This window comes from Alicycliphilus denitrificans (assembly GCF_044792555.1).
In the GTDB taxonomy this organism is placed as follows: domain Bacteria; phylum Pseudomonadota; class Gammaproteobacteria; order Burkholderiales; family Burkholderiaceae_C; genus Alicycliphilus; species Alicycliphilus denitrificans_A.
This window is the reverse complement of the sequence record NZ_CP126238.1, coordinates 162646-180673: the sequence shown is the minus strand read 5'-3', so window position 1 is coordinate 180673 and position 18028 is coordinate 162646. Positions and strand designations below refer to the sequence as shown.

At 67.8% G+C, this 18028-nt stretch carries 21 protein-coding genes; 8 read left to right on the top strand and 13 right to left on the bottom strand.

Annotation, left to right across the window (positions count from 1 at the left end):
• Positions 1–38 precede the first annotated feature (38 nt).
• On the top strand, positions 39–197 hold the full coding sequence (locus P7644_RS00830; protein WP_404301120.1) for a hypothetical protein: 159 nt from the start codon (positions 39–41) through the stop codon (positions 195–197).
• Positions 198–529: 332 nt separating this feature from the next.
• A complete protein-coding gene (locus P7644_RS00825) occupies positions 530–2395 on the top strand; it encodes a phosphoenolpyruvate carboxykinase (GTP) (RefSeq protein ID WP_404301119.1) in 1866 nt (621 codons plus the stop codon).
• Between the two features lie 159 nt (positions 2396–2554).
• On the opposite strand, the gene P7644_RS00820 is transcribed toward P7644_RS00825, so the two are convergent.
• A complete protein-coding gene (locus P7644_RS00820; protein ID WP_404301118.1) occupies positions 2555–2995 on the bottom strand; it encodes a hypothetical protein in 441 nt (146 codons plus the stop codon).
• Positions 2996–3121: 126 nt separating this feature from the next.
• Between P7644_RS00820 and P7644_RS00815 the strand changes: the two genes are divergently transcribed.
• The 3 genes from P7644_RS00815 to P7644_RS00805 all read left to right on the top strand — a co-directional run bounded on the left by P7644_RS00815 (position 3122) and on the right by P7644_RS00805 (position 5452).
• Entirely contained in the window at positions 3122–4075 is a 954-nt protein-coding gene (locus P7644_RS00815; protein WP_404301117.1) for a LysR family transcriptional regulator, read from the top strand.
• Positions 4076–4092: 17 nt separating this feature from the next.
• A complete protein-coding gene (locus tag P7644_RS00810; RefSeq protein ID WP_404301116.1) occupies positions 4093–4938 on the top strand; it encodes a metallophosphoesterase in 846 nt (281 codons plus the stop codon).
• Positions 4939–5029: 91 nt separating this feature from the next.
• Positions 5030–5452 carry a universal stress protein gene (locus P7644_RS00805; protein ID WP_404301115.1) on the top strand — a complete coding sequence of 141 codons (423 nt, stop codon included), beginning with the start codon at positions 5030–5032 and terminating at the stop codon, positions 5450–5452.
• Here P7644_RS00805 and P7644_RS00800 read toward each other — a convergent pair whose 3' ends face one another.
• Together P7644_RS00800 and P7644_RS00795 are read right to left on the bottom strand one after the other, a co-directional pair.
• Positions 5453–6085, bottom strand: coding sequence for a TetR/AcrR family transcriptional regulator (locus P7644_RS00800; RefSeq protein ID WP_404301114.1), 633 nt, complete (start codon positions 6083–6085; stop codon positions 5453–5455).
• 88 nt (positions 6086–6173) lie between these two features.
• Positions 6174–6953: an alpha/beta fold hydrolase gene (locus tag P7644_RS00795; protein WP_404301113.1), complete on the bottom strand. Its 780-nt coding sequence runs from the start codon at positions 6951–6953 to the stop codon at positions 6174–6176.
• 151 nt (positions 6954–7104) lie between these two features.
• Here P7644_RS00795 and P7644_RS00790 point away from each other — a divergent pair, with 151 nt between their 5' ends.
• Entirely contained in the window at positions 7105–7587 is a 483-nt protein-coding gene (locus P7644_RS00790; RefSeq protein ID WP_404303264.1) for a flavin reductase family protein, read from the top strand.
• 12 nt (positions 7588–7599) lie between these two features.
• On the opposite strand, the gene minE is transcribed toward P7644_RS00790, so the two are convergent.
• From minE to P7644_RS00760, 6 genes are all read right to left on the bottom strand, one after another.
• On the bottom strand, positions 7600–7866 hold the full coding sequence (gene minE / locus P7644_RS00785) for a cell division topological specificity factor MinE (RefSeq protein ID WP_404301112.1): 267 nt from the start codon (positions 7864–7866) through the stop codon (positions 7600–7602).
• Between the two features lie 6 nt (positions 7867–7872).
• Positions 7873–8688, bottom strand: a complete 816-nt coding sequence (minD, locus tag P7644_RS00780) for a septum site-determining protein MinD (protein ID WP_404301111.1) — start codon at positions 8686–8688, stop codon at positions 7873–7875.
• A 50-nt stretch (positions 8689–8738) separates the two neighbouring features.
• On the bottom strand, positions 8739–9482 hold the full coding sequence (minC, locus tag P7644_RS00775; RefSeq protein ID WP_404301110.1) for a septum site-determining protein MinC: 744 nt from the start codon (positions 9480–9482) through the stop codon (positions 8739–8741).
• A gap of 94 nt (positions 9483–9576) precedes the next feature.
• Entirely contained in the window at positions 9577–10206 is a 630-nt protein-coding gene (gene pssA / locus P7644_RS00770; RefSeq protein WP_404301109.1) for a CDP-diacylglycerol--serine O-phosphatidyltransferase, read from the bottom strand.
• Between the two features lie 196 nt (positions 10207–10402).
• Positions 10403–10813: a hydroxyisourate hydrolase gene (uraH, locus tag P7644_RS00765; protein ID WP_404301108.1), complete on the bottom strand. Its 411-nt coding sequence runs from the start codon at positions 10811–10813 to the stop codon at positions 10403–10405.
• Positions 10814–10864: 51 nt separating this feature from the next.
• Positions 10865–11392: a heme-binding protein gene (locus P7644_RS00760; protein ID WP_404301107.1), complete on the bottom strand. Its 528-nt coding sequence runs from the start codon at positions 11390–11392 to the stop codon at positions 10865–10867.
• Positions 11393–11540: 148 nt separating this feature from the next.
• Here P7644_RS00760 and P7644_RS00755 point away from each other — a divergent pair, with 148 nt between their 5' ends.
• Together P7644_RS00755 and P7644_RS00750 are read left to right on the top strand one after the other, a co-directional pair.
• Complete coding sequence (locus P7644_RS00755; RefSeq protein WP_404301106.1) at positions 11541–12212, top strand: heavy metal response regulator transcription factor; 672 nt, start codon at positions 11541–11543, stop codon at positions 12210–12212.
• On the top strand, positions 12209–13576 hold the full coding sequence (locus tag P7644_RS00750; RefSeq protein ID WP_404301105.1) for a heavy metal sensor histidine kinase: 1368 nt from the start codon (positions 12209–12211) through the stop codon (positions 13574–13576). The genes P7644_RS00755 and P7644_RS00750 overlap by 4 nt, the downstream gene beginning before the upstream one ends.
• 144 nt (positions 13577–13720) lie before the next feature.
• Here P7644_RS00750 and P7644_RS00745 read toward each other — a convergent pair whose 3' ends face one another.
• The 4 genes from P7644_RS00745 to P7644_RS00730 all read right to left on the bottom strand — a co-directional run bounded on the left by P7644_RS00745 (position 13721) and on the right by P7644_RS00730 (position 17955).
• The gene (locus tag P7644_RS00745) at positions 13721–14509 is read right to left on the bottom strand and encodes a crotonase/enoyl-CoA hydratase family protein (RefSeq protein ID WP_404301104.1); all 789 of its coding nucleotides are present in this window, start codon (positions 14507–14509) and stop codon (positions 13721–13723) included.
• A gap of 104 nt (positions 14510–14613) precedes the next feature.
• Positions 14614–15645, bottom strand: a complete 1032-nt coding sequence (locus P7644_RS00740; protein WP_404301103.1) for an acyl-CoA dehydrogenase family protein — start codon at positions 15643–15645, stop codon at positions 14614–14616.
• Between the two features lie 16 nt (positions 15646–15661).
• Positions 15662–16819 (bottom strand): acyl-CoA dehydrogenase family protein, encoded by a 1158-nt coding sequence (locus P7644_RS00735; protein ID WP_404301102.1) that lies wholly within the window; start codon positions 16817–16819, stop codon positions 15662–15664.
• Between the two features lie 149 nt (positions 16820–16968).
• Entirely contained in the window at positions 16969–17955 is a 987-nt protein-coding gene (locus tag P7644_RS00730) for a Bug family tripartite tricarboxylate transporter substrate binding protein (RefSeq protein WP_404301101.1), read from the bottom strand.
• Between the last annotated feature and the right edge of the window lie 73 nt (positions 17956–18028).

Genomic DNA, 18028 nt, shown 5'->3' with positions numbered 1-18028 from the left:
GACCGGGACACCCCCAGCCAGAACAGGAGACGCGCCTCATGACCCAGCACCCCATCGCACCCAATGCGGCAGACCTTGAAGCGGCCAGCGCGACCGACCCCGTCGAGTCCGTGGTGAACGTGATCCCCGTGGTGCTTCCCGCCGTGGGCGCCATCATGATCTTCCTGCTGGCCTTCATCGCCGTGACCATGGCCTGATGCCCCCCTCCTGACAGCCAAGGCCCCGCCCTGCGGGGCCTTGCCGTTTCTGCCCGCCAAATCGAGGACCGCGACGAATGCGCATAACATGATGCTCCTTTTGCATAGATTTGCCGCATGCCTGACAGACAAATCCGGGGCGTCTTCATAAAATCGTCACCTTCGGTCGCACCGCGGCATGCATGCCCTTGCCGTAGCCCAAGATCCATCCGCCAGCAGACCTCCAACCCAAGCCGTTTTTTCAAAGGCAGCGCCCTTGCCGCGCGGCCCCGTGCGACGTGACCCCGGTGCGCTTCCTTTGAAAAAACTGTTTTTCAACTTAGGAAGCCCCCATGAACGCTCCCACCCTGCAGGGCCTGAACATTCAGGCCCCCGCCTACGTCAAGAACGCCAAGCTGATCGCCTGGGTGGCCGAAATGGCCGCCCTGTGCAAGCCCGCCAGGATCCACTGGTGCGACGGCTCGCAAGAGGAATACGACCAGCTGTGCCAGCAGCTGGTGGACGCCGGCACCTTCAAGAAGCTCAACCCCGCCAAGCGCCCCGGCAGCTACCTGGCCTGGTCCGACCCGTCGGACGTGGCGCGCGTGGAGGACCGCACCTACATCTGCTCCGAGAAAAAGGAAGACGCCGGCCCGACCAACAACTGGATAGCGCCCGCCGAGATGCGCGCCACGCTGCAGCCCCTGTTCGACGGCTGCATGGCCGGGCGCACCATGTACGTGGTGCCGTTCTCCATGGGCCCGCTGGGCAGCCCCATCGCCCATGTGGGCGTGGAACTGTCGGACAGCGCCTATGTGGCCGTGAACATGAAGATCATGACGCGCATGGGCCGCGCGGTGTACGACGTGATCGGCACCGACGGCGAGTTCGTGCCCTGCATGCACACCGTGGGCGCGCCCCTGGCCGCCGGCCAGAAGGATGCCACCAGCTGGCCCTGCAACCCCCAAACCAAGTACATCGTGCACTACCCCGAGACGCGCGAGATCTGGTCCTACGGTTCGGGCTACGGCGGCAACGCGCTGCTGGGCAAGAAATGCCTGGCGCTGCGCATCGCCTCCACCATGGGGCGCGACCAGGGCTGGCTCGCCGAGCACATGCTGATCCTCGGCGTGACCAGCCCCCAGGGCAAAAAGTACCACGTCGCCGCCGCCTTCCCCAGCGCCTGCGGCAAGACCAACTTCTCGATGCTGGTGCCGCCCAAGGCCTTTGACGGCTGGAAGGTCACGACCATCGGCGACGACATCGCCTGGATCAAGCCCCAGGCCGACGGCAGCCTGCGCGCCATCAACCCCGAGGCCGGCTACTTCGGCGTGGCCCCCGGCACCAACATGCAGACCAACCCCAACTGCATGCTCAGCCTGAACGAGAACGTGATCTTCACCAACGTCGCGCTCACCGATGATGGCGACGTATGGTGGGAAGGCATGGAGAAGGACACCGGCGTGGTGCCCGCCCACCTGATCGACTGGCAGGGCAAGGACTGGACGCCCGAGGACGGCAAGGCCGGACGCAAGGCGGCGCACGCCAATGCGCGCTTCACCGTGGCCGCGACCAACAACCCGGCCCTGGACGAGGCCTGGGACGACCCGGCGGGCGTGAAGATCGACGCCTTCATCTTCGGTGGCCGCCGCTCGACCACCGTGCCCCTGGTGACCGAGGCGCGCAACTGGACCGAGGGCGTCTACATGGCCGCCACCATGGGCAGCGAGACCACGGCCGCAGCCTTTGGCGCACAGGGCGTGGTGCGCCGCGACCCCTTCGCCATGCTGCCCTTCATGGGCTACAACATGAGCCACTACTTCCAGCACTGGCTCGACCTAGGCGCCAGGATCGCGGGCCAGGGCGCCGCGCTGCCCAAGATCTTCACCACCAACTGGTTCCGCAAGAACGCCGAGGGCAAATTCGTCTGGCCCGGCTATGGCGAGAACATGCGCGTGCTCAAGTGGATGATCGACCGCATCGAAGGCGGCGCCCAGGGCCAGGAAACCGCCTTCGGCATCGCCCCGCAATATGCCGAGATCAACTGGACCGGCCTTGAATTCAGCGCCGAGCAGTTTGTGAACGTGACCAGCATCGACCAGGCCGCCTGGGCCGAGGAACTGAAGCTGCACACGGCCCACTTCGAGCAGCTGGCCCAGGGCCTGCCCCAGGAGCTGCTGGCCACCAAGGCCTTGCTGGAAAAGCGCCTGGCGGCCTGATGCGGCCATAGGGCAGGCTGCGCCGCCTGCCGCCAAGCCCCGCCCCACATCCGTGCGGCAGGGTTTTCTTTGGGCCGATTTGAGCAGTTGTTTGCACAACAAAAAGGGCACCCGAAGGTGCCCTGGTGCTGCAGGCGCGGCCACCGCGGGCCGGCCGTATCAACGGTAGCGACGCATGTCCTCTACGGCGATGCCATTCATGGCGCGGCTCAGGTCGGCCATGAGGCGCGCGTCGTGCAGTGCTGCATTCCAGGTCTTTTCATCCTCGGCCTGGCGACGGCGCGCCTCGGACCAGGCCTGCACGGAACCACGCAGCAGCACCATGGCACGGCGGGCCGGTGTGGCGAGCAGCGCCATACCCACAAAGGCGATAAGCCACATCAGCACCCAGCCAGCCAGCAAATGGCCTTCGCCCCAGCTGTCCAGCACCTCGTTGGTGACGACCAACAGCGCCGCCACCAGGGCCGCCAACAGCAGGGATGCGCCAGTGCGCACGGCATCAAAACGGCTGGCGCTGTCGCGCAGATGGTTTACCGCACCTTCGATGCGGGCAATGCCGCAATGTTCACGGGGGAGGTCGATAGCTGCAAATTTCGTCATGATGGAAAGCCTTGTTGCCGTTGTATGGCGAAACTGCCCGGCAACAGGAGTAATACTAGGGTTAACCCTAGATCATGTCTAATTGATAGTTTGAATCTCCGACATTCATGTATGTGATGATTTGATATGCCGCTGAACTTTCGCACGCTGGACCTGAACCTGCTGCGCGTCTTTGATGAAGTGATGGCCGAGCGCAACCTCACCCGCGCGGCCGAAAAGCTGGCCATCACCCAGCCGGCGGTGAGCAATGCGCTGCGCCGCCTGCGCGACTCCATGGGGGACGAGCTGCTTGTGCGCGCCGGCCATGGTGTGGAACCCACGCCGCGCGCCCTGGCCCTGTGGCCCACCGTGCGCCATGCCCTGGGGCAACTGCAGGAGTCGCTGGCGCCCGGTGACTTCGATGCGGCATCGGCCCGAACGACCTTCGTGATGGCCATGGCCGACTCCACGGGTGCCACGCTGATCCCGCCGCTGATCCAGCTCGTGGAGCAGGAGGCGCCGGGCATCTCGCTGCGCCTGGTGCCCTTGACCACGCGCGACCCGCGCCGCCTGCTGGACGACGAAACCGTGGACCTGGCCGTAGGCTACTTTCCGGCCGCGCTGGCCGACCTGACGGCCCGCGCCCAGGCCGACACCGTGGTGACCCATGAAAGCTCGCGCCTGTATGCCGGCGAATATGTCTGCGTGATGCGCGCGGGCCATCCGCTGGCCGATGCGCCGCTCACGCTGGACCAATACTGCGCGGCGCGCCATCTGCTGGTGAGCTTTTCGGGCAAGCCCTATGGCTTCATCGATGGGGCGCTCACGGCCCTGGGGCGCAAGCGGCGCATCGTGCTCACCGTGAACCAGTTCTTCACCGCCGGCCGCGTGGTCGCCACTAGCGACCTGCTCACGGTGCTGCCGCTGCATTTCGTGAACCTGGCCAATGTGGACGACACCCTGGTCTGGCGCCCACTGCCCATGCAGCTGCCCGCGGTGCATGTCGACGCACTATGGCACAGCCGGCGCAGTCACGACCCGGCCCACCGCTGGCTGCGCGACACCATTGCACGCGCCGCCCGCAACACGCAAACGACCTGAAAGCCGCACCACCAGCCATGAAGCTGCAACTGCTGTCCGACCTGCACCTGGAGGCCCATCCCCATTTCAGCCCCGAACCCGCCGCGGATGCCGACATCCTGGTGCTGGCCGGCGATATCGGCTCGTACCAGCCGGGCTCGCTGCTGCCGGACGAGGACTTTGGCCTGGCGCGCTTCTCGCCCCTGCCGCAATACGCCGGCTGGCCCACACCGGTGATTTTTGTGCCGGGCAACCACGAGTACGACGGGCAGGACTTTGACGCCGCGCATGTGCGCCTGCGCCGCACCTGTGACCGCCTGGGGTTGATCTGGCTGGAGCGTGAGAGCCTGGTGCTGCAGGGCCTGCGCCTGGTGGGCACGACGCTGTGGAGTGACTTCGACGCGTTGGCCGAGCACCACGGCATCACCGACCCTCAGCAGCGCCTGAAACGGCGCGAGAAGGCCTTTCGCGCCGCGAACTTCTACCTGTCCAAGACCGGCGGCACACGCCAAGGAGAGCCTTTTCTGGCCGCGCAACTGCGCGAGCAGGGCCTGGCCTGCCAGGCCTGGTTACGCCAGGCTCTGGCCCAGCCCTTTGCCGGACCCACGGTGGCGATCACTCACTTTGCCCCCAGCCTGCGCAGCGCCGACCCACGCTATGGCTTGAGCCCCGGAACCGCAGGTTTTTGCAATGCCTTGGACGACCTGCTGCCCTATGCCCGGCTGTGGCTGCACGGCCACCTGCACGCCCCCAGCGACTACCAGGTGTGCGGCCAGCATGCGGACGACCAGCCCTGGAGTTGCCGCGTGGTGGCCAATCCACTGGGTTATGCGCGCAAGGGCGAGCAGCAGGCGTTCCAGCCCCACTGCGTGCTCACCGTATGATGCGTAGCCCGGCGCAGGGCATGAGACCCATGACTCAAATCAGCGCTGCAGGCGCAGATTAGCCTGTCACCCCATTTACGGAGAACTTTGTATGAACATCCTGCTCGCTGTCGACGGCAGCCCCTATACCAAGAAAATGCTGGCCTACCTGGCCGCGCATGACGAGATGCTGGGCACCTCGCATAACTACACGGCCATCACGGTACAGCCCGCGCTGCCGCCGCGTGCCCGCGCCGCCCTGGGCAAGGAGACGGTGGACAGCTACTACGCCGAGGAAGGCGAGAAGGTGTTGGCACCCGTGGTGAAGTTCCTGGGCCGCCACGGTGTGCAGCTCAAGACCGTGACCAAGGTGGGGCCGGTCGGCGAAACCATCGCCAAGCTGGCCGAGTCCGGCAAGTACGACCTCATCGTCATGGGCACGCACGGCCATGGCTCGCTGGGCAAGCTGGTGATGGGCTCGGTCAGCACCCAGGTGCTCGCCAACTGCACCGTGCCGGTGCTGCTGGTGCGCTGATCAGGCAAGTTCAGCCACCGGGCCTGGCGCCAGCCCGCCAAGGCAGGCGTCCATGGCCCAGTCGATGATCTGGCCATGGCCGTAGCCACGCTCGCGCAGCATGGCCAGCATGGGATCGGCCGAGCGTGCCAACAGCGCGCACAGGATCACATCCGGCGGCTGCTCGCGCCGCAATTGGCCGGCGGCCTGGGCCTCGGCGATCCAGCCCAGGATGCGCGTGTTCACCTCCTGCATCGATGCCTGGTAGGCATCGCAGGCGCGCAGCGCCTGGGCGAGTGCCGAGTTGCGATGCGGCAAAAACTGCGTCTCGTCGCCCAGCTGCAACTCCAGTGACCAGCGCAGCAGCGCCTGCAGGCGCTGCAAGGCACTCAGTTCGCAGGGCAGGCCGTCCAGAAAGCGCTGCAGGCGCTCCACCACGTGCACCATGGCGGCAGCGCACAAATCGTCCTTGCCTGTGAAATGCTTGTACAGACTGGCCTTGGCGATGCCCACGGCGGCGGCCACCTCGTCCACGGTCATGGTCTCGAAGCCTTTTTCGCCCAGCAGGCGGCTGGCGGCCTCGACGATGGCATCCGCGCGTGCCTGGTGCATCTGCGCCTTGAATGAGGGGCGGGGCGGCAACAGGGTGTTCATGCAATGCATGTTAGCCAGACTGGGATAACCCAAAAAACCCTGCGGCACAACAGCCCATCCGGCCACAGGGTCGGGCCGACAGAGCGGGTCAGTGCAGCCGCGGCGGCCGTGCCAGGAATTCCAGTAGCGCGCCCTCGAAACCCTCGGGATCTTCCAGCTGCGGCCAGTGTCCCACGCCGGGCAGCAGCACGGCGCGCGCATCGGGCAGCACCTGGGCCAGGGCCAGCAATGCCTCGGGCGGGGTGCAGCGGTCCTGCTCGCCGCCGATGAGCAGCGCGGGCGCATGCAGTCGGGCCAGCTCCGGCGCGCGGCGCGCAAAACCGGTGAGCGCCTGCAGGGCGCGGCGGTAGGTGGCGGCATGCACCCGGCCCATGGCGTGGCGCGCCAGTTGCAGGCCCTCGGGCAGCGCCTGGGTACCCGCGTCCCGTGCCACCACAAGCTCGGCCAGCAGGGCCATGTCCATGCCCCTATCCAGCGCCGCCAGGCGCGGCGCCACCCAGGCGGCGCTGGCCGCGGCATCCAGGGGCGGACCACCCGCACACAGCACCAGGCGGCGCACACGCATGGGCGCGCGCAGCGCCAGCTCCAGCGCCAGCATGGCCCCGAAGCCGTGGCCGACCAGCGTGGCCTCTTCGCACTGCAGCGCATCCAGCAGCAGCAGGCAGCGCTGGGCCAGGCCCTTGAAGCCGTAGGGCTCGATCGGTGCGCTGCGGCCATAGCCCGGCATGTCCCAGGCCACGGCGCGGTAGCCAGCCGCGGCCAGTGTTTCGAGCAGGGGGGCAAGGCTCAGATGGTCGCCGTCGGCGTCGTGCAGCAGCAGCACGGTGGGGCCGCTGCCCAGGAGGGAAAAGGTGGGTAGCAAGGACATGATTGGCACCGGCCTGCAGGCTTGTGCCCGCCAACGGATAATAGCCCCCCCGCCTCATACGCCGCTGCCTTCTCTTGTGACCCGCTCCCTGCACCCCGCCACCGCCCTTGCGCCCCGCTTTTCGCCACGTGAATTCCGCGACGCGCTGGGCATGTTTGCCACGGGCGTGACCATCGTGACCGCACGGGGCGAGGACGGGGGGCCGATTGGCATGACGATCAGCTCGTTCAACTCGGTCTCGCTGGAGCCGCCGCTGGTGCTGTGGAGCCTGGCGCACAAGGCCTCGTCGCTGCGCGGCTTCCGCATGGCAAGGCATTACGCCATCCATGTGCTGACCGTGGAACAGCGCGCCCTGGCCGAGCGCTTTGCCACGCGGGGCATAGACCGCTGGGCCGACGTGGCCCAGCGCCCGAGCCTGCACGGCGTGCCCCTGCTGGAGGGCGCAGCGGCGGTGTTCGAATGCATCAACCGCAGCCAGTATGCGGAGGGTGACCACACCATCTTCGTGGGTGAGGTGGAGCGCTGCAGCCACCTGGGCGGCGCCTCGCCCCTGCTCTACCACGGGGGCATGTTCTATACCGAGCACCCGCTCGGCAGCCTGTCGGCCATCGCGGCGGGCCCCATGGGCAAGTAGGCCGCCTTCGGCCTACTTGGCCGTCGCCTCGGGCAACTCGATCTTGACCTCCAGCACTTCCAGGTCGTCCTGGCGCTCGAAGTGCACCTTGAGGTCCTCGGCATTGATCTTCACGTATTTCGAGATCACGGCCACCAGTTCGCGCTGCAGCGCCGGCAGGTAGTCGGGCTTGCCGGCGTTGCGGCCGCTGCGCTCGTGCGCCAGGATGATCTGCAGACGCTCCTTGGCGACGGCGGCGGTTTTCTTCTTCTCGCCCAGCAGAAAGGACAGCAGGGACATGGCCGCTTACCTCCCGCCGAAGATGCGCTTGAAGAAGCCGGGCTTGACGGCCTCGGTGAAGCGCAGGGGCTTGTCCTCGCCACGGAAGCGCGCCACCACGTCCTTGTAGGCCTCGGACACGTCGGTGCCTGCCAGGTGGATGGCCGGCAGGCCCTGGTTGGAGGCCTGCAACACGCTCTCGGATTCGGGGATCACGCCGATGAGCTTGATGCGCAGGATGTCCTGGATGTCCTCCAGGCCCAGCATCTGGCCGTCTTCCACGCGGTTGGGGTTGTAGCGCGTGATCAGCAGGTGCTCCTTGATCGGCTCCTGCCCCTCGATGGCGCGGCGGGTCTTGCTGCTGAGCATGCCCAGGATGCGGTCGGAGTCGCGCACGCTGGACACCTCGGGATTGGTCACCAGCAGCGCCTCGTCGGCAAAGTGCATGGCCATCAGCGCGCCGCTCTCGATGCCGGCGGGCGAGTCGCAGACGATGTAGTCAAAGCCCATGCCGTCCAGGTCCTTGAGCACCTTTTCCACGCCTTCCTGGGTGAGGGCGTCCTTGTCGCGCGTCTGGCTGGCGGCGAGCACGAACAGGTTGTCGCACTGCTTGTCCTTGATCAGCGCCTGGTTCAGGTTGGCCTCGCCCTGGATGACGTTGATCAGGTCATACACCACGCGGCGCTCGCAGCCCATGATGAGGTCCAGGTTGCGCAGGCCGACGTCAAAGTCGATGACGGCGGTCTTGTGGCCGGCGAGCGCCAGGCCCGATGCGAAGGCGGCACTGGTGGTGGTCTTGCCCACGCCCCCCTTGCCGGAGGTCACGACGACGATTTTGGCCATGTTCTGAGAAATCCTTGGGTTGCTGTCTTCGAAGTGGGTAATCGGGAAGCTTACAGCGGCTCGATGAGCAGCTTTTCGCCATCAAGGCGTACCTGGGCCGGCTTGCCGCGCACGTTGTCGGGTAGCTCGGTCTCGGTGGTGCGGTAGATACCCGCCACGGAGACCAGCTGCGGCTCCAGGCAGGTGCTGAAGATGCGCGCGCTGGTGTCGCCGCGCGCGCCGGCAATGGCACGCCCGCGCAGCGGAGCATAGACGTGGATGTTGCCGTCGGCGATGACCTCGGCGCCAAAGCTCACCATGGCCAGCACCACCAGGTCCGAGCCGCGCGCATACACCTGCTGGCCCGAGCGCAGCGGCTTGTCCACCACCAGCGCGCCGGGTGCCGGCGCCGGCACGGGCACTTCCACCTGCACCTCGCGCACGACCTCGCGGATCACCTCGCGCGGCTGCGTACGCGCCACGGGCAGGTCGGGCGCGGCGATCAGGCCGGCGGCATGGGCCGCCGCCATCTGCGCGGCGCTGCCGCCACGCACGGCCACGGGCTGGGTGCGATGGCTGCGCAGCACCTGCACCAGGGCGGCGAAGTCTATGGGCTGGTCCTCGGCCTGCACGGCGGACAGGTCGATCAGCACCGGGTCGTTGTCGAAGAAATCGGGATCGTCGGCCCTGCGCGCGGCCAGGTCGGCGTCGACGGCGTCGACGGCGACGGTCTTGAGCACCATGGCCACCACGGACAGCTGGGCGCTCTTGAGATCTAGGTGGGTGCGGGCCTGGCCCGCCGTATCAACGGCCATGAAACGAGGGGGATGGGGTTGGGGCGCCGCGCCGCAGCGCTTCAAAGCCGCAAAGTGTACCAACGCAGCCCCGGCGGCACTGCATCAGGACGTGTCAGAGTTTGGGGATGCGGATGCGGCTGATCATCAGCGAGCCCGAGAGCGCAAACAGCAGCACCAGCGGATGCAGCGTGAAGCCGCCGATCATCACCTTGCCCAGCCACAGCTGCTCGCGCAGCGCGCCCATGGCCGCGGCCAGCGCCAGCAGGCCCACGAGCACGATGGAGGTGGGAATCGGCGTGCCCTCGAAGTACCTGACCTTGCCGCTGTCGTCGGCCAGCGCCTCGGCCGTGATGTTGAAGCGCGCCAGGCGCGACACGCCGCAGGCCACGAAGAAGGCCAGCACCACGCGGTCGTACAGCCCCTGCATGCCGCAGGCGTAGGCGATGATGGCCGGGGCCACGCCGAACGAGATCACGTCGGCCAGCGAGTCCAGCTCGCGCCCCATGGCCGAGCTCTTTTGGCGCCAGCGCGCGATGCGCCCGTCCAGCACGTCGAACACCAGCGCCGCCAGCACCAGCGCGCATGCGTAGTACACGTGGTGCACGTCCGCCGTCTCCAGGTAGGTCATGGACGAAAACAGCGCCCCCACGCCGCACACCGCATTGCCCAGCGTGAACCAGTCCGCCAGGTGGAACTCGCGGATCATGGCAAAACGCTTGGGCGCGTGGGGCAGGGTCGTCATGGGCTGGGCTCCTAGGTCGTCGCGCAAAGCTGCGCTGCCACCCATTATGAAGAGCGCCCATGCCACTCGACGTCGGCGACGCCGTGTCGATTGCAAGCAAAAGAGCCTCCAGCGCTTATCCTCATTGCGCTTGAAGCTCTCATTTAAATAGCATCCATCCTGACCGGCGCTGCGCCTGGCCAGGTGGCTACGGCACTCAGTTGCCGCGGTAGGTCGAGAAGCCGTAGGGGCTCAGCAGCAGCGGGATGTGGTAGTGCGGCACAGTGCCGTCGACCGCAAAGATCACCGGCACTTCCGGGAAGAACGACGCCGTCTTGTGCGCAGCAAACCACTCGCCGGTCTGGAAGGTGACGCGGTAGGTGCCCTTTTCCAGCGCCTTGTCTTGGGGGTACAGCGCCGTGATGCGGCCCTGCTCGTTGGTGGTGCCGCTGCTCAGCTGCGTCCAGGCCTTGCCGTCCTGCTTTTCCAGCAACACTTTCACGCCGGGTGAAGGCAGGCCGTCCTGCAGGTTGAGCACGTGCACGCTGAGCGGGTTGCTGGCGGCAAAGGCGATGGCCGAAGCGCCGCACAGGGCGATGCCGGCGCACAGGGATTTGAACGTTGTCATGGTCAGGTTTCCTTTTCAGGGAGTTGGTGGGAAATCTTTGGCCGTCACCATTCAGTGGGCCGCCGCAGGCAGCACCTGGGCAATGGCTTTGAGGGCGCAGCCCTCGTCCTGGGCCGCACCGCCCGAGCCGCCGACGCCAATGGCGCCGATCACGTCCTTGCCCACGGTCAGCGGCACGCCGCCACCGATCAAGAGCAGCGAGCTGACGGTGTTGAGGTTCTGGGAATCGGGGTTGGCGCGCGCGTTGGCCGCCAGCAGGCGCGTCGGCGTCTTGGTCGAGAGCGCGGTGAAAGCCTTGCGCTGTGCGGCCTCGGTGTTGTGCGGGCCCACGCTGTCGTCGCGCTGCACGGCGATCAGGTTGCCGCCCCGGTCCACCACCACCGCCACGGCCGAGCGGCCATCGGCATGGCAGGCGGCCAGCGTGGCGTTGACCAGCGCGTTGGCCAGCGCCAGCGACACATTGGGCTGCTGCAGCACCAGGGCGGGCGGTGCGGCCAGGGCGCTGGTGGTGGCGCCGGCGCACAGGGCGGTGGCGGCCACGGCGGTCAGGGCCTGGCGGGCAAAGCGGCGAAATGGCATGGGCGGTTTCCTTTCAGGGGCTTGGCGAATCGAAGAGCCCTGATGGTGCTCGCCAGCCCCCGTCAAACCCATGGCATGCGCATGACAAAGTTGTAATGCACGCGTACGCCGTTTGCGCCTACCCTTGGCTCCCTGGAGGCACACGCACATGCGCATATTGGTGGTGGAAGACGAGGTCAAGGCGGCGGACTACCTGCGCAAGGGCCTGGGTGAATCGGGCTACCTCGTCGAGGTGGCGCACAACGGCATCGACGGCCAGTTCCTGGTGCAGGAGAGCGCGTTCGACCTGGTCATCCTGGACGTCATGCTGCCGGGCCTGGACGGCTGGCAGCTGCTGCAGATCATCCGGCGCAAGAGCCAGGTGCCGGTACTGTTCCTGACGGCGCGCGACGCGGTGGAAGACCGTGTCAAGGGCCTGGAGCTGGGCGCCGACGACTACCTGGTCAAGCCGTTCTCGTACGCCGAGCTGCTGGCGCGCGTGCGCACGCTGCTGCGCCGCGGGCCGCCGCGCGAGGCCGAGCAGTTCCAGGTGGCTGACCTGCAGCTTGATGTGCTGCGCCGCCGCGTCACGCGCGCGGGCGAGCGCATCGTGCTGACGAACAAGGAATTCGCCCTGCTGCAGCTGCTGATGAGCCGCCACGGCGAGGTGCTGTCGCGCACGCAGATTGCCTCGCAGGTCTGGCAGATGAATTTCGACAGCGACACCAACGTGGTCGACGTAGCGATCCGGCGGCTGCGCGCGAAGGTGGACGACCCGTTTGCGCCCAAGCTGATCCAGACCGTGCGCGGTATGGGCTACACGCTGGAGGTGCCCGAATGACGCCGTGGCCGCGCGCGCTCAGCCTGCGCCTGGCGCTGATGTTTGCGCTGGCGAGCATGCTGCTGCTGGGCGCGCTCGGCCTGTACCTGTACCAGTCGCTGGCGCGCGAGATCGCTTGGCGCGACGACGAGGCGCTGGTGGGCCGGGTCGAGCGCATGCGCGCGCTGATCGGCGACAGCGACAGCATCGAGGCGCTGCGCCAGCGCCCGCAGCTCTACGCCAACATGCTGGGCAACCGCGAGAGCCTGCTGTGGGTGCTCGACGGCGCGGGCCGGCCGCTGATCGAGGTTAACCCGGAGCACCTGCCGGTGCCCGTGCTGCCCCAGGGCCCGGGCGTGCAGCTGCGCGGCAGCGAGGGCGCCGAGCCGGCGCGCCTGGCCTGGCAGCATGTCACGCACGAGGGGCAATCGCTCACGCTGGTGGCCGGCAAGCTGCTGGCCGAGCGCACGCAAATGCTGGCCGCCTACCGGCTCAAGCTGTGGCTGGCGCTGGGCACGGGCGCAGTGCTGGCCTTCGGCCTGGGCTGGGCCGTGAGCCAGCGCGGCCTGCGCCCGGTGCGCACGCTGGCGGCGCGCGCCGCCGCCATCGACGTGCAGCACCTGCACCTGCGCGTGCAGGGCGTGGAGCAGGTGCGCGAGCTGCAGCAACTGGGCGAGGCGCTCAACCAGATGCTGGCGCGCCTGGAGGACGGCTTTGGCCGGCTGTCACGCTTTTCCGAAGACCTGGCGCACGAGATGCGCACGCCCTTGAACAACCTGATGGGCCAGACCCAGCTGGCGTTGCAGAAGACCCGCACGGTCGAGGACTACCAGGCACTGCTGGCCTCGGGCCAGGAGGAATACGAGCGCCTGGCGCGCATGATCGACAACATGCTGTTTCTGGCGCGCGCCGAGCAGCCCAATGCCGCGGTGCGCCGCGAGCCCCTGGCGCTGCACGACGCAGTGGCGCAGCTGTGCGACTACTTCGAGGGCATGGCCGAGGAGCGCGGCATCACGCTGGTCAATGCCGCGCACGGCACGCTGCACGCCGATCCACAGCTGCTGCGCCGGGCCCTGGCCAACCTGATCGCCAATGCGCTGCGCTATGGGGCCGCCGACAGCCCGGTGCACATCGCTTGCAGCACCGCGGGCGAAGCCTTGGAAATCGGTGTGACCAACCAGGGCACGCCGATTGCGGCCGAGCATGTGCCACGGTTGTTCGACCGTTTCTACCGCTGCGACCCGGCGCGCGCCCAGCCAGGCGACTCGGGCGGGCTGGGCCTGGCCATCGTGCGCTCCATCATGCAGATGCACGGCGGCAGCGTGCGGGTCGAAACCGGCGACAGCGGCACGCGCTTCGTGCTGGTGTTTCCGCGGCGCGGCTGAACCGGCCTGCCTCAAGCGCTGAAGACGGCAGCCATGCCCACTTCTTTCGAGGGGCCGGTATCTGACTGGCCAGGGGAGCAAAAATCACACGCGACAGATGCAGCATGCGCAAGCCTTGCGAAGTCCCTGTCGCTCGATCTAGGTTTACTGGAACTTCGGCGTGCGCTTTTCAATGAAGGCGGTCACCGCTTCACGGTGGTCTGCCGTCTTGTGGGCGATGGCCTGGTAGCCGGCCGACAGCTCCAAAAGCGAGGCCAGCGTGGCGCCCTGCCCTTCGCGCAGCAGGCGCTTGGTCATGCGCATCACGGCGCCGGGGTTGGCGGCGATCTTTGCGGCCAGGGCCCGGGCCGTGGGCAGCAGTTGGTCCTGCGGCACCACGCGGCTCACCAGGCCGCAGGCCAGCGCCTCCTGGGCGCTGATGGCCTCGCCGGTGAACGCCATTTCGGAGGCCTTGGCCATGCCCACGGCGCGCGGCAGCAGCCAGGCGCCGCCGTCGCCGGGCACGATGCCCACGCGCACGAAGCTCTCGGCAAAGGTCGCCGTTTCGCTCGCGATGCGGATGTCGCACATGCAGGTCAGGTCCAGCCCCGCGCCGATGGCCGGGCCGTTGACGGCGCAGATCACCGGCACGTCCAGCTCGTGCAGCGCCAGCGGGATTTGCTGGATGCCTTGGCGGTATTCCTCGCGGATCAGGTCGGGCGTGAGCGCGTCGTCGAAGAAGCGCCGCATGTCCTTGACGTTGCCGCCCGAGCTGAAGATGGGGCCGGCGCCGGTGAGGATGATGACCTTCACGCCGGCGTCCTTGCGCACGTCGGCGCACAGCTGCACGAACTCCTGCACCGCCGTGTTGCCGGTGAGCGCGTTGCGCGTCTCGGGCTGGTTCATGGTGACGGTGAGGATGGCGCCGTCGCGCTCTATGGTCAGAAAGGCCATGGGTACTCCATTAAAAAGAAGAGCTGTCAGCGCTTGACATACGGTAATTTCCACATGTTTTCAAATGGAAACGTTATACAGTCAAGCGATAGCAGCTATGAATTTCAAAGCGTGCTTTCCACGTCGGTAATGCGGCGCACCATGTCCAGCGTCAGTCCACGGTGCGCCAGCAGCGCCTGGCCGGCCACGTCGTGCCAGTAGGACTCGCTACCCGCGCTCTGGCGCCAGGCGTGCAGGCGGCGGGTGAACAGCTGCAGGTCGTATTCCTCGGTGAAGCCGATGGCGCCGTGGATGGAGTGCGCCAGCTCGGCCACGGCCAGCGCCGCCTCGCTGCAGCGCGCCTTGGCCGTGGCCACGCGCAGCCGGTCCGGCTGCACGCCCGCGCCACTGCAGCCCAGCTGCGCGGCCATGCGCGCGGCGAACACATGCTCGCTCATCACCGCCAGCTGGTGCTGGATGGCCTGGAACTTGCCGATCGGGCGGCCGAACTGCTGGCGCTCGTTGGCGTACTGCAGCGTGCGCTGGAACACATGGGCCAGCGCGCCCGCCATCTGCGGCGCGAGCACCGCTGCCTGCAGGGTGCGCAGGTCGGGCGCGACATCCACGGCCACGACGGGCGCGGCCCGCACCGCGTCGGCGCTCCAGGCCAGTGCGGCATCGAGCGCCAGCGCCTGGGGCGCGGCCTGCGCGCCGCCCACGGCCAGCAGGTGCCAGGCGTCGCCCGCCTGTACCAGCACAGACTGCGCCACCCGCCCGCCGCGCACCAGCGCGCAGCGCAGGCCGCCGTCGGCGGTTGTGTCCCCGCGCGCCAGCGCAATGCTGCCCGCCGGGCGCGCCACGCCGGCCCGGGCCAGCAGCGCGCGCGCCAGCATGGTCTCGGCCAGCGGCAGCGGCAGCGCATGAGCGCCGCATTGCTCCAGCACGCCGAACGCCTGGGACAGGCCCAGGCCGGCGCCGCCGTCGTCTTCACTCAGCAGCGCATCGGCCAGGCCGGTGGATTCGAGTTGCGCCCACAGCGCCGTCGCCTCCGGCGCATCGCGGCCGCCGGATTCGATGGCGCGTACCACGGCAGGGGTGCATTGGTCGGCGAGCAGCTGGCGCGCCGCGTCGGCAAACAGATCGTTGTCTTGGCTCATTGGCGTGTCTTTCGTTTCAGCGCAGCCCCAGGCCACGGGCGATCATGCCGCGCAGGATGTCGCGCGTGCCGCCGCGCAGCGAGAACGAGGGCGAGGCCTCGGTGATGTACTTGAGCGTCATCAGCAGCTCCACGGGCACGTCCTCGGCCTCGCGCGCGAACAGGTCGTCGGCAATCGCCGCGGGGATCATCTGCTCCAGCGTCGTGCCCAGCTCCTTGACCAGCGCGGCCTCGACGATGGGACTCTGGCCGCGCACCAGCTTGTCCTGGATCGCCACCGACATGGCGCGCAGCGGCGCGAGCTGCGTGAGCACCTTGCCGGCCAGGCGCTGGGCCGAGTCGCTGCGCCCCTGCGGCGTGCGCACGTAATCCAGCCACTGGTCGAACAGCACGATGCTGGAGAACAGCCGCTCGGGGCCGCTGCGCTCGAACGCCAGTTCCGCCGTCACCTGTTCCCAGCCCTGGCCCTCGGCGCCGATGAGCGCGTCGGGGCCCAGCTGCACGTTGTCGAAGAACACCTCGCAGAAATGGCTGTCGCCCGACAGGTCCTCGATGGGGCGCACGGTGACGCCGGGCAGCTGCAGGTCCACGATGACCTGCGACAGGCCCTTGTGCCGGTCGGCCGCCTCGCCCGAGGTGCGCACCAGCGCGATCATGTACTGGCAGTGGTGGGCGTTGGTGGTCCAGATCTTCTGGCCATTGAGTACAAAGCCCTGGTCATTGGGCGTGGCGCGCGTCTTCACGCTGGCCAGATCCGAGCCCGAGCCGGGCTCGCTCATGCCGATGCAGAAGAAGGCCTCGCCGCGGCACACCTTGGGGATGTAGAACTGCTTTTGCGCCTCGGTGCCGTATTTCAGGATCAGCGGCGCGCTCTGGCGGTCGGCGATCCAGTGCGAGCCCACGGGCGCGCCGCAGGCCAGGTATTCCTCGACCAGCACGTAGCGCGTGAAGGCGCTGCGCCCGCCGCCGCCGTATTCCCTGGGCAGGGTGACGCCGATCCAGCCCTTTTGCCCCAGCTTGCGGCTCAGCTCGGCGCTGTAGCCGCCCCAGGAGCGGGCGCGCACATGGGCCGGCAAGTCCTTGATGGCCTCATGCAGGAAGGCGCGCACCTCGGCACGCAGGGCCTCGTCCTCGGCCGGTATGCGCGTGAGCGCGAGTGAATCCAGGGTGCTCATCCCGGTGTCCTTGTGTTAGCGAGAAAAAACCGCACCGTCATTCCGGCGCAAGCCGGAATCCACAGTGCGAGTCCCTGGATCCCGGCTTGCGCCGGGATGACGGGTTTCATTTTGCGGGGTGACGAAGTCGCCATGTCTGCCAGCTGAAGTTATTGCAGCGGCACCTTGGCCTGGGTGACGATGCGCTTCCACAAGGCAATCTCGCCCTTTTGGAAGTCGTGCATCTGCGCCGGACCGCCGGTCATGGGCGTGGCGCCCAGGCGCTCGTAGAAGGCGCGCGTCTCGTCCATCCTGGAGATGCTGGTGAACAGCTCGGCCAGCTTCGCCGTCTCGGCGGCAGGCGTCTTGGCGCTGACCATGGCGCCCACCCAGGTGTAGGCCTCGTAGCCGGGCAGGCCGGCCTCGCCCATGGTGGGCACCTCCGGCGCATTGGCCACGCGCTTGTCGGCCGCCACGGCCAGGATCTTCAGGCGTCCGCCCTTGGCCAGCTCCAGCACCGCCGTGACCTCGGCAAACGCATAGTCCACCGTGCCCGAGGCCACGGCGGTCATGGTCTCGCCCGCGCTCTTGAAGGGCACGTGCACGGTCTGCAGGCCGGCCTTGTCGTTAAACAGCTCGCCCATCAGCTGGTAGCCGGCCGAGCCGGCGCCGAAGTTCACCTTGCCCGGATGGGCCTTGGCATGGGCCAGCAAGCCCTTCAAGTCGCCGTAGGGCGCGGTCGGCGGCACCACCAGCATGGCGGGCGAGCGCATCATCATGGTCAGCGGCGAGAAATCCTTTACCGGATCGTAGGGCAGCTCCTTGAACAGCGCCGCGTTCACGGCCAGCGTGGAGTTGCTGCCGATAAACACCGTGTAGCCATCGGCCGGCGCGGCCAGCACCTGCTTGACGGCCAGGAAGCCGTTGGCGCCGGGCTTGTTCTCCACCACCACGGCCTGGCCCGTGAGGTCCTGCAGCTTCTTGGCGAAGTAGCGCGCCGAGGTGTCGGTGCCGCTGCCGGGCCCGAAGGGCACGACGAACTTGATGGTCCTGGACGGAAAGGCCTGGGCCTGGGCGGCCGGCGCCAGGGCGGCGCCCAGTGCCAGGGCGCCGGCGCCCAGCAGGGCGCGCAGGGTGGTTCTGCGGTGCGATGGCATGGTTTTTTGTCTCCTCTGCGTCCGGTGACGGAACGGGGACCTCACTGTAGGCAGGACGCCTAGCGGTGTCTAA

Coding starts and splice junctions, on each gene's coding strand:
- P7644_RS00830 (WP_404301120.1), top strand. CDS start 39: ATGACCCAGCACCCCATCGCACCCAATGCGGCAGACCTTGAAGCGGCC.
- P7644_RS00825 (WP_404301119.1), top strand. CDS start 530: ATGAACGCTCCCACCCTGCAGGGCCTGAACATTCAGGCCCCCGCCTAC.
- P7644_RS00820 (WP_404301118.1), bottom strand. CDS start 2,995: ATGACGAAATTTGCAGCTATCGACCTCCCCCGTGAACATTGCGGCATT.
- P7644_RS00815 (WP_404301117.1), top strand. CDS start 3,122: ATGCCGCTGAACTTTCGCACGCTGGACCTGAACCTGCTGCGCGTCTTT.
- P7644_RS00810 (WP_404301116.1), top strand. CDS start 4,093: ATGAAGCTGCAACTGCTGTCCGACCTGCACCTGGAGGCCCATCCCCAT.
- P7644_RS00805 (WP_404301115.1), top strand. CDS start 5,030: ATGAACATCCTGCTCGCTGTCGACGGCAGCCCCTATACCAAGAAAATG.
- P7644_RS00800 (WP_404301114.1), bottom strand. CDS start 6,085: ATGAACACCCTGTTGCCGCCCCGCCCCTCATTCAAGGCGCAGATGCAC.
- P7644_RS00795 (WP_404301113.1), bottom strand. CDS start 6,953: ATGTCCTTGCTACCCACCTTTTCCCTCCTGGGCAGCGGCCCCACCGTG.
- P7644_RS00790 (WP_404303264.1), top strand. CDS start 7,105: ATGTTTGCCACGGGCGTGACCATCGTGACCGCACGGGGCGAGGACGGG.
- minE (WP_404301112.1), bottom strand. CDS start 7,866: ATGTCCCTGCTGTCCTTTCTGCTGGGCGAGAAGAAGAAAACCGCCGCC.
- minD (WP_404301111.1), bottom strand. CDS start 8,688: ATGGCCAAAATCGTCGTCGTGACCTCCGGCAAGGGGGGCGTGGGCAAG.
- minC (WP_404301110.1), bottom strand. CDS start 9,482: ATGGCCGTTGATACGGCGGGCCAGGCCCGCACCCACCTAGATCTCAAG.
- pssA (WP_404301109.1), bottom strand. CDS start 10,206: ATGACGACCCTGCCCCACGCGCCCAAGCGTTTTGCCATGATCCGCGAG.
- uraH (WP_404301108.1), bottom strand. CDS start 10,813: ATGACAACGTTCAAATCCCTGTGCGCCGGCATCGCCCTGTGCGGCGCT.
- P7644_RS00760 (WP_404301107.1), bottom strand. CDS start 11,392: ATGCCATTTCGCCGCTTTGCCCGCCAGGCCCTGACCGCCGTGGCCGCC.
- P7644_RS00755 (WP_404301106.1), top strand. CDS start 11,541: ATGCGCATATTGGTGGTGGAAGACGAGGTCAAGGCGGCGGACTACCTG.
- P7644_RS00750 (WP_404301105.1), top strand. CDS start 12,209: ATGACGCCGTGGCCGCGCGCGCTCAGCCTGCGCCTGGCGCTGATGTTT.
- P7644_RS00745 (WP_404301104.1), bottom strand. CDS start 14,509: ATGGCCTTTCTGACCATAGAGCGCGACGGCGCCATCCTCACCGTCACC.
- P7644_RS00740 (WP_404301103.1), bottom strand. CDS start 15,645: ATGAGCCAAGACAACGATCTGTTTGCCGACGCGGCGCGCCAGCTGCTC.
- P7644_RS00735 (WP_404301102.1), bottom strand. CDS start 16,819: ATGAGCACCCTGGATTCACTCGCGCTCACGCGCATACCGGCCGAGGAC.
- P7644_RS00730 (WP_404301101.1), bottom strand. CDS start 17,955: ATGCCATCGCACCGCAGAACCACCCTGCGCGCCCTGCTGGGCGCCGGC.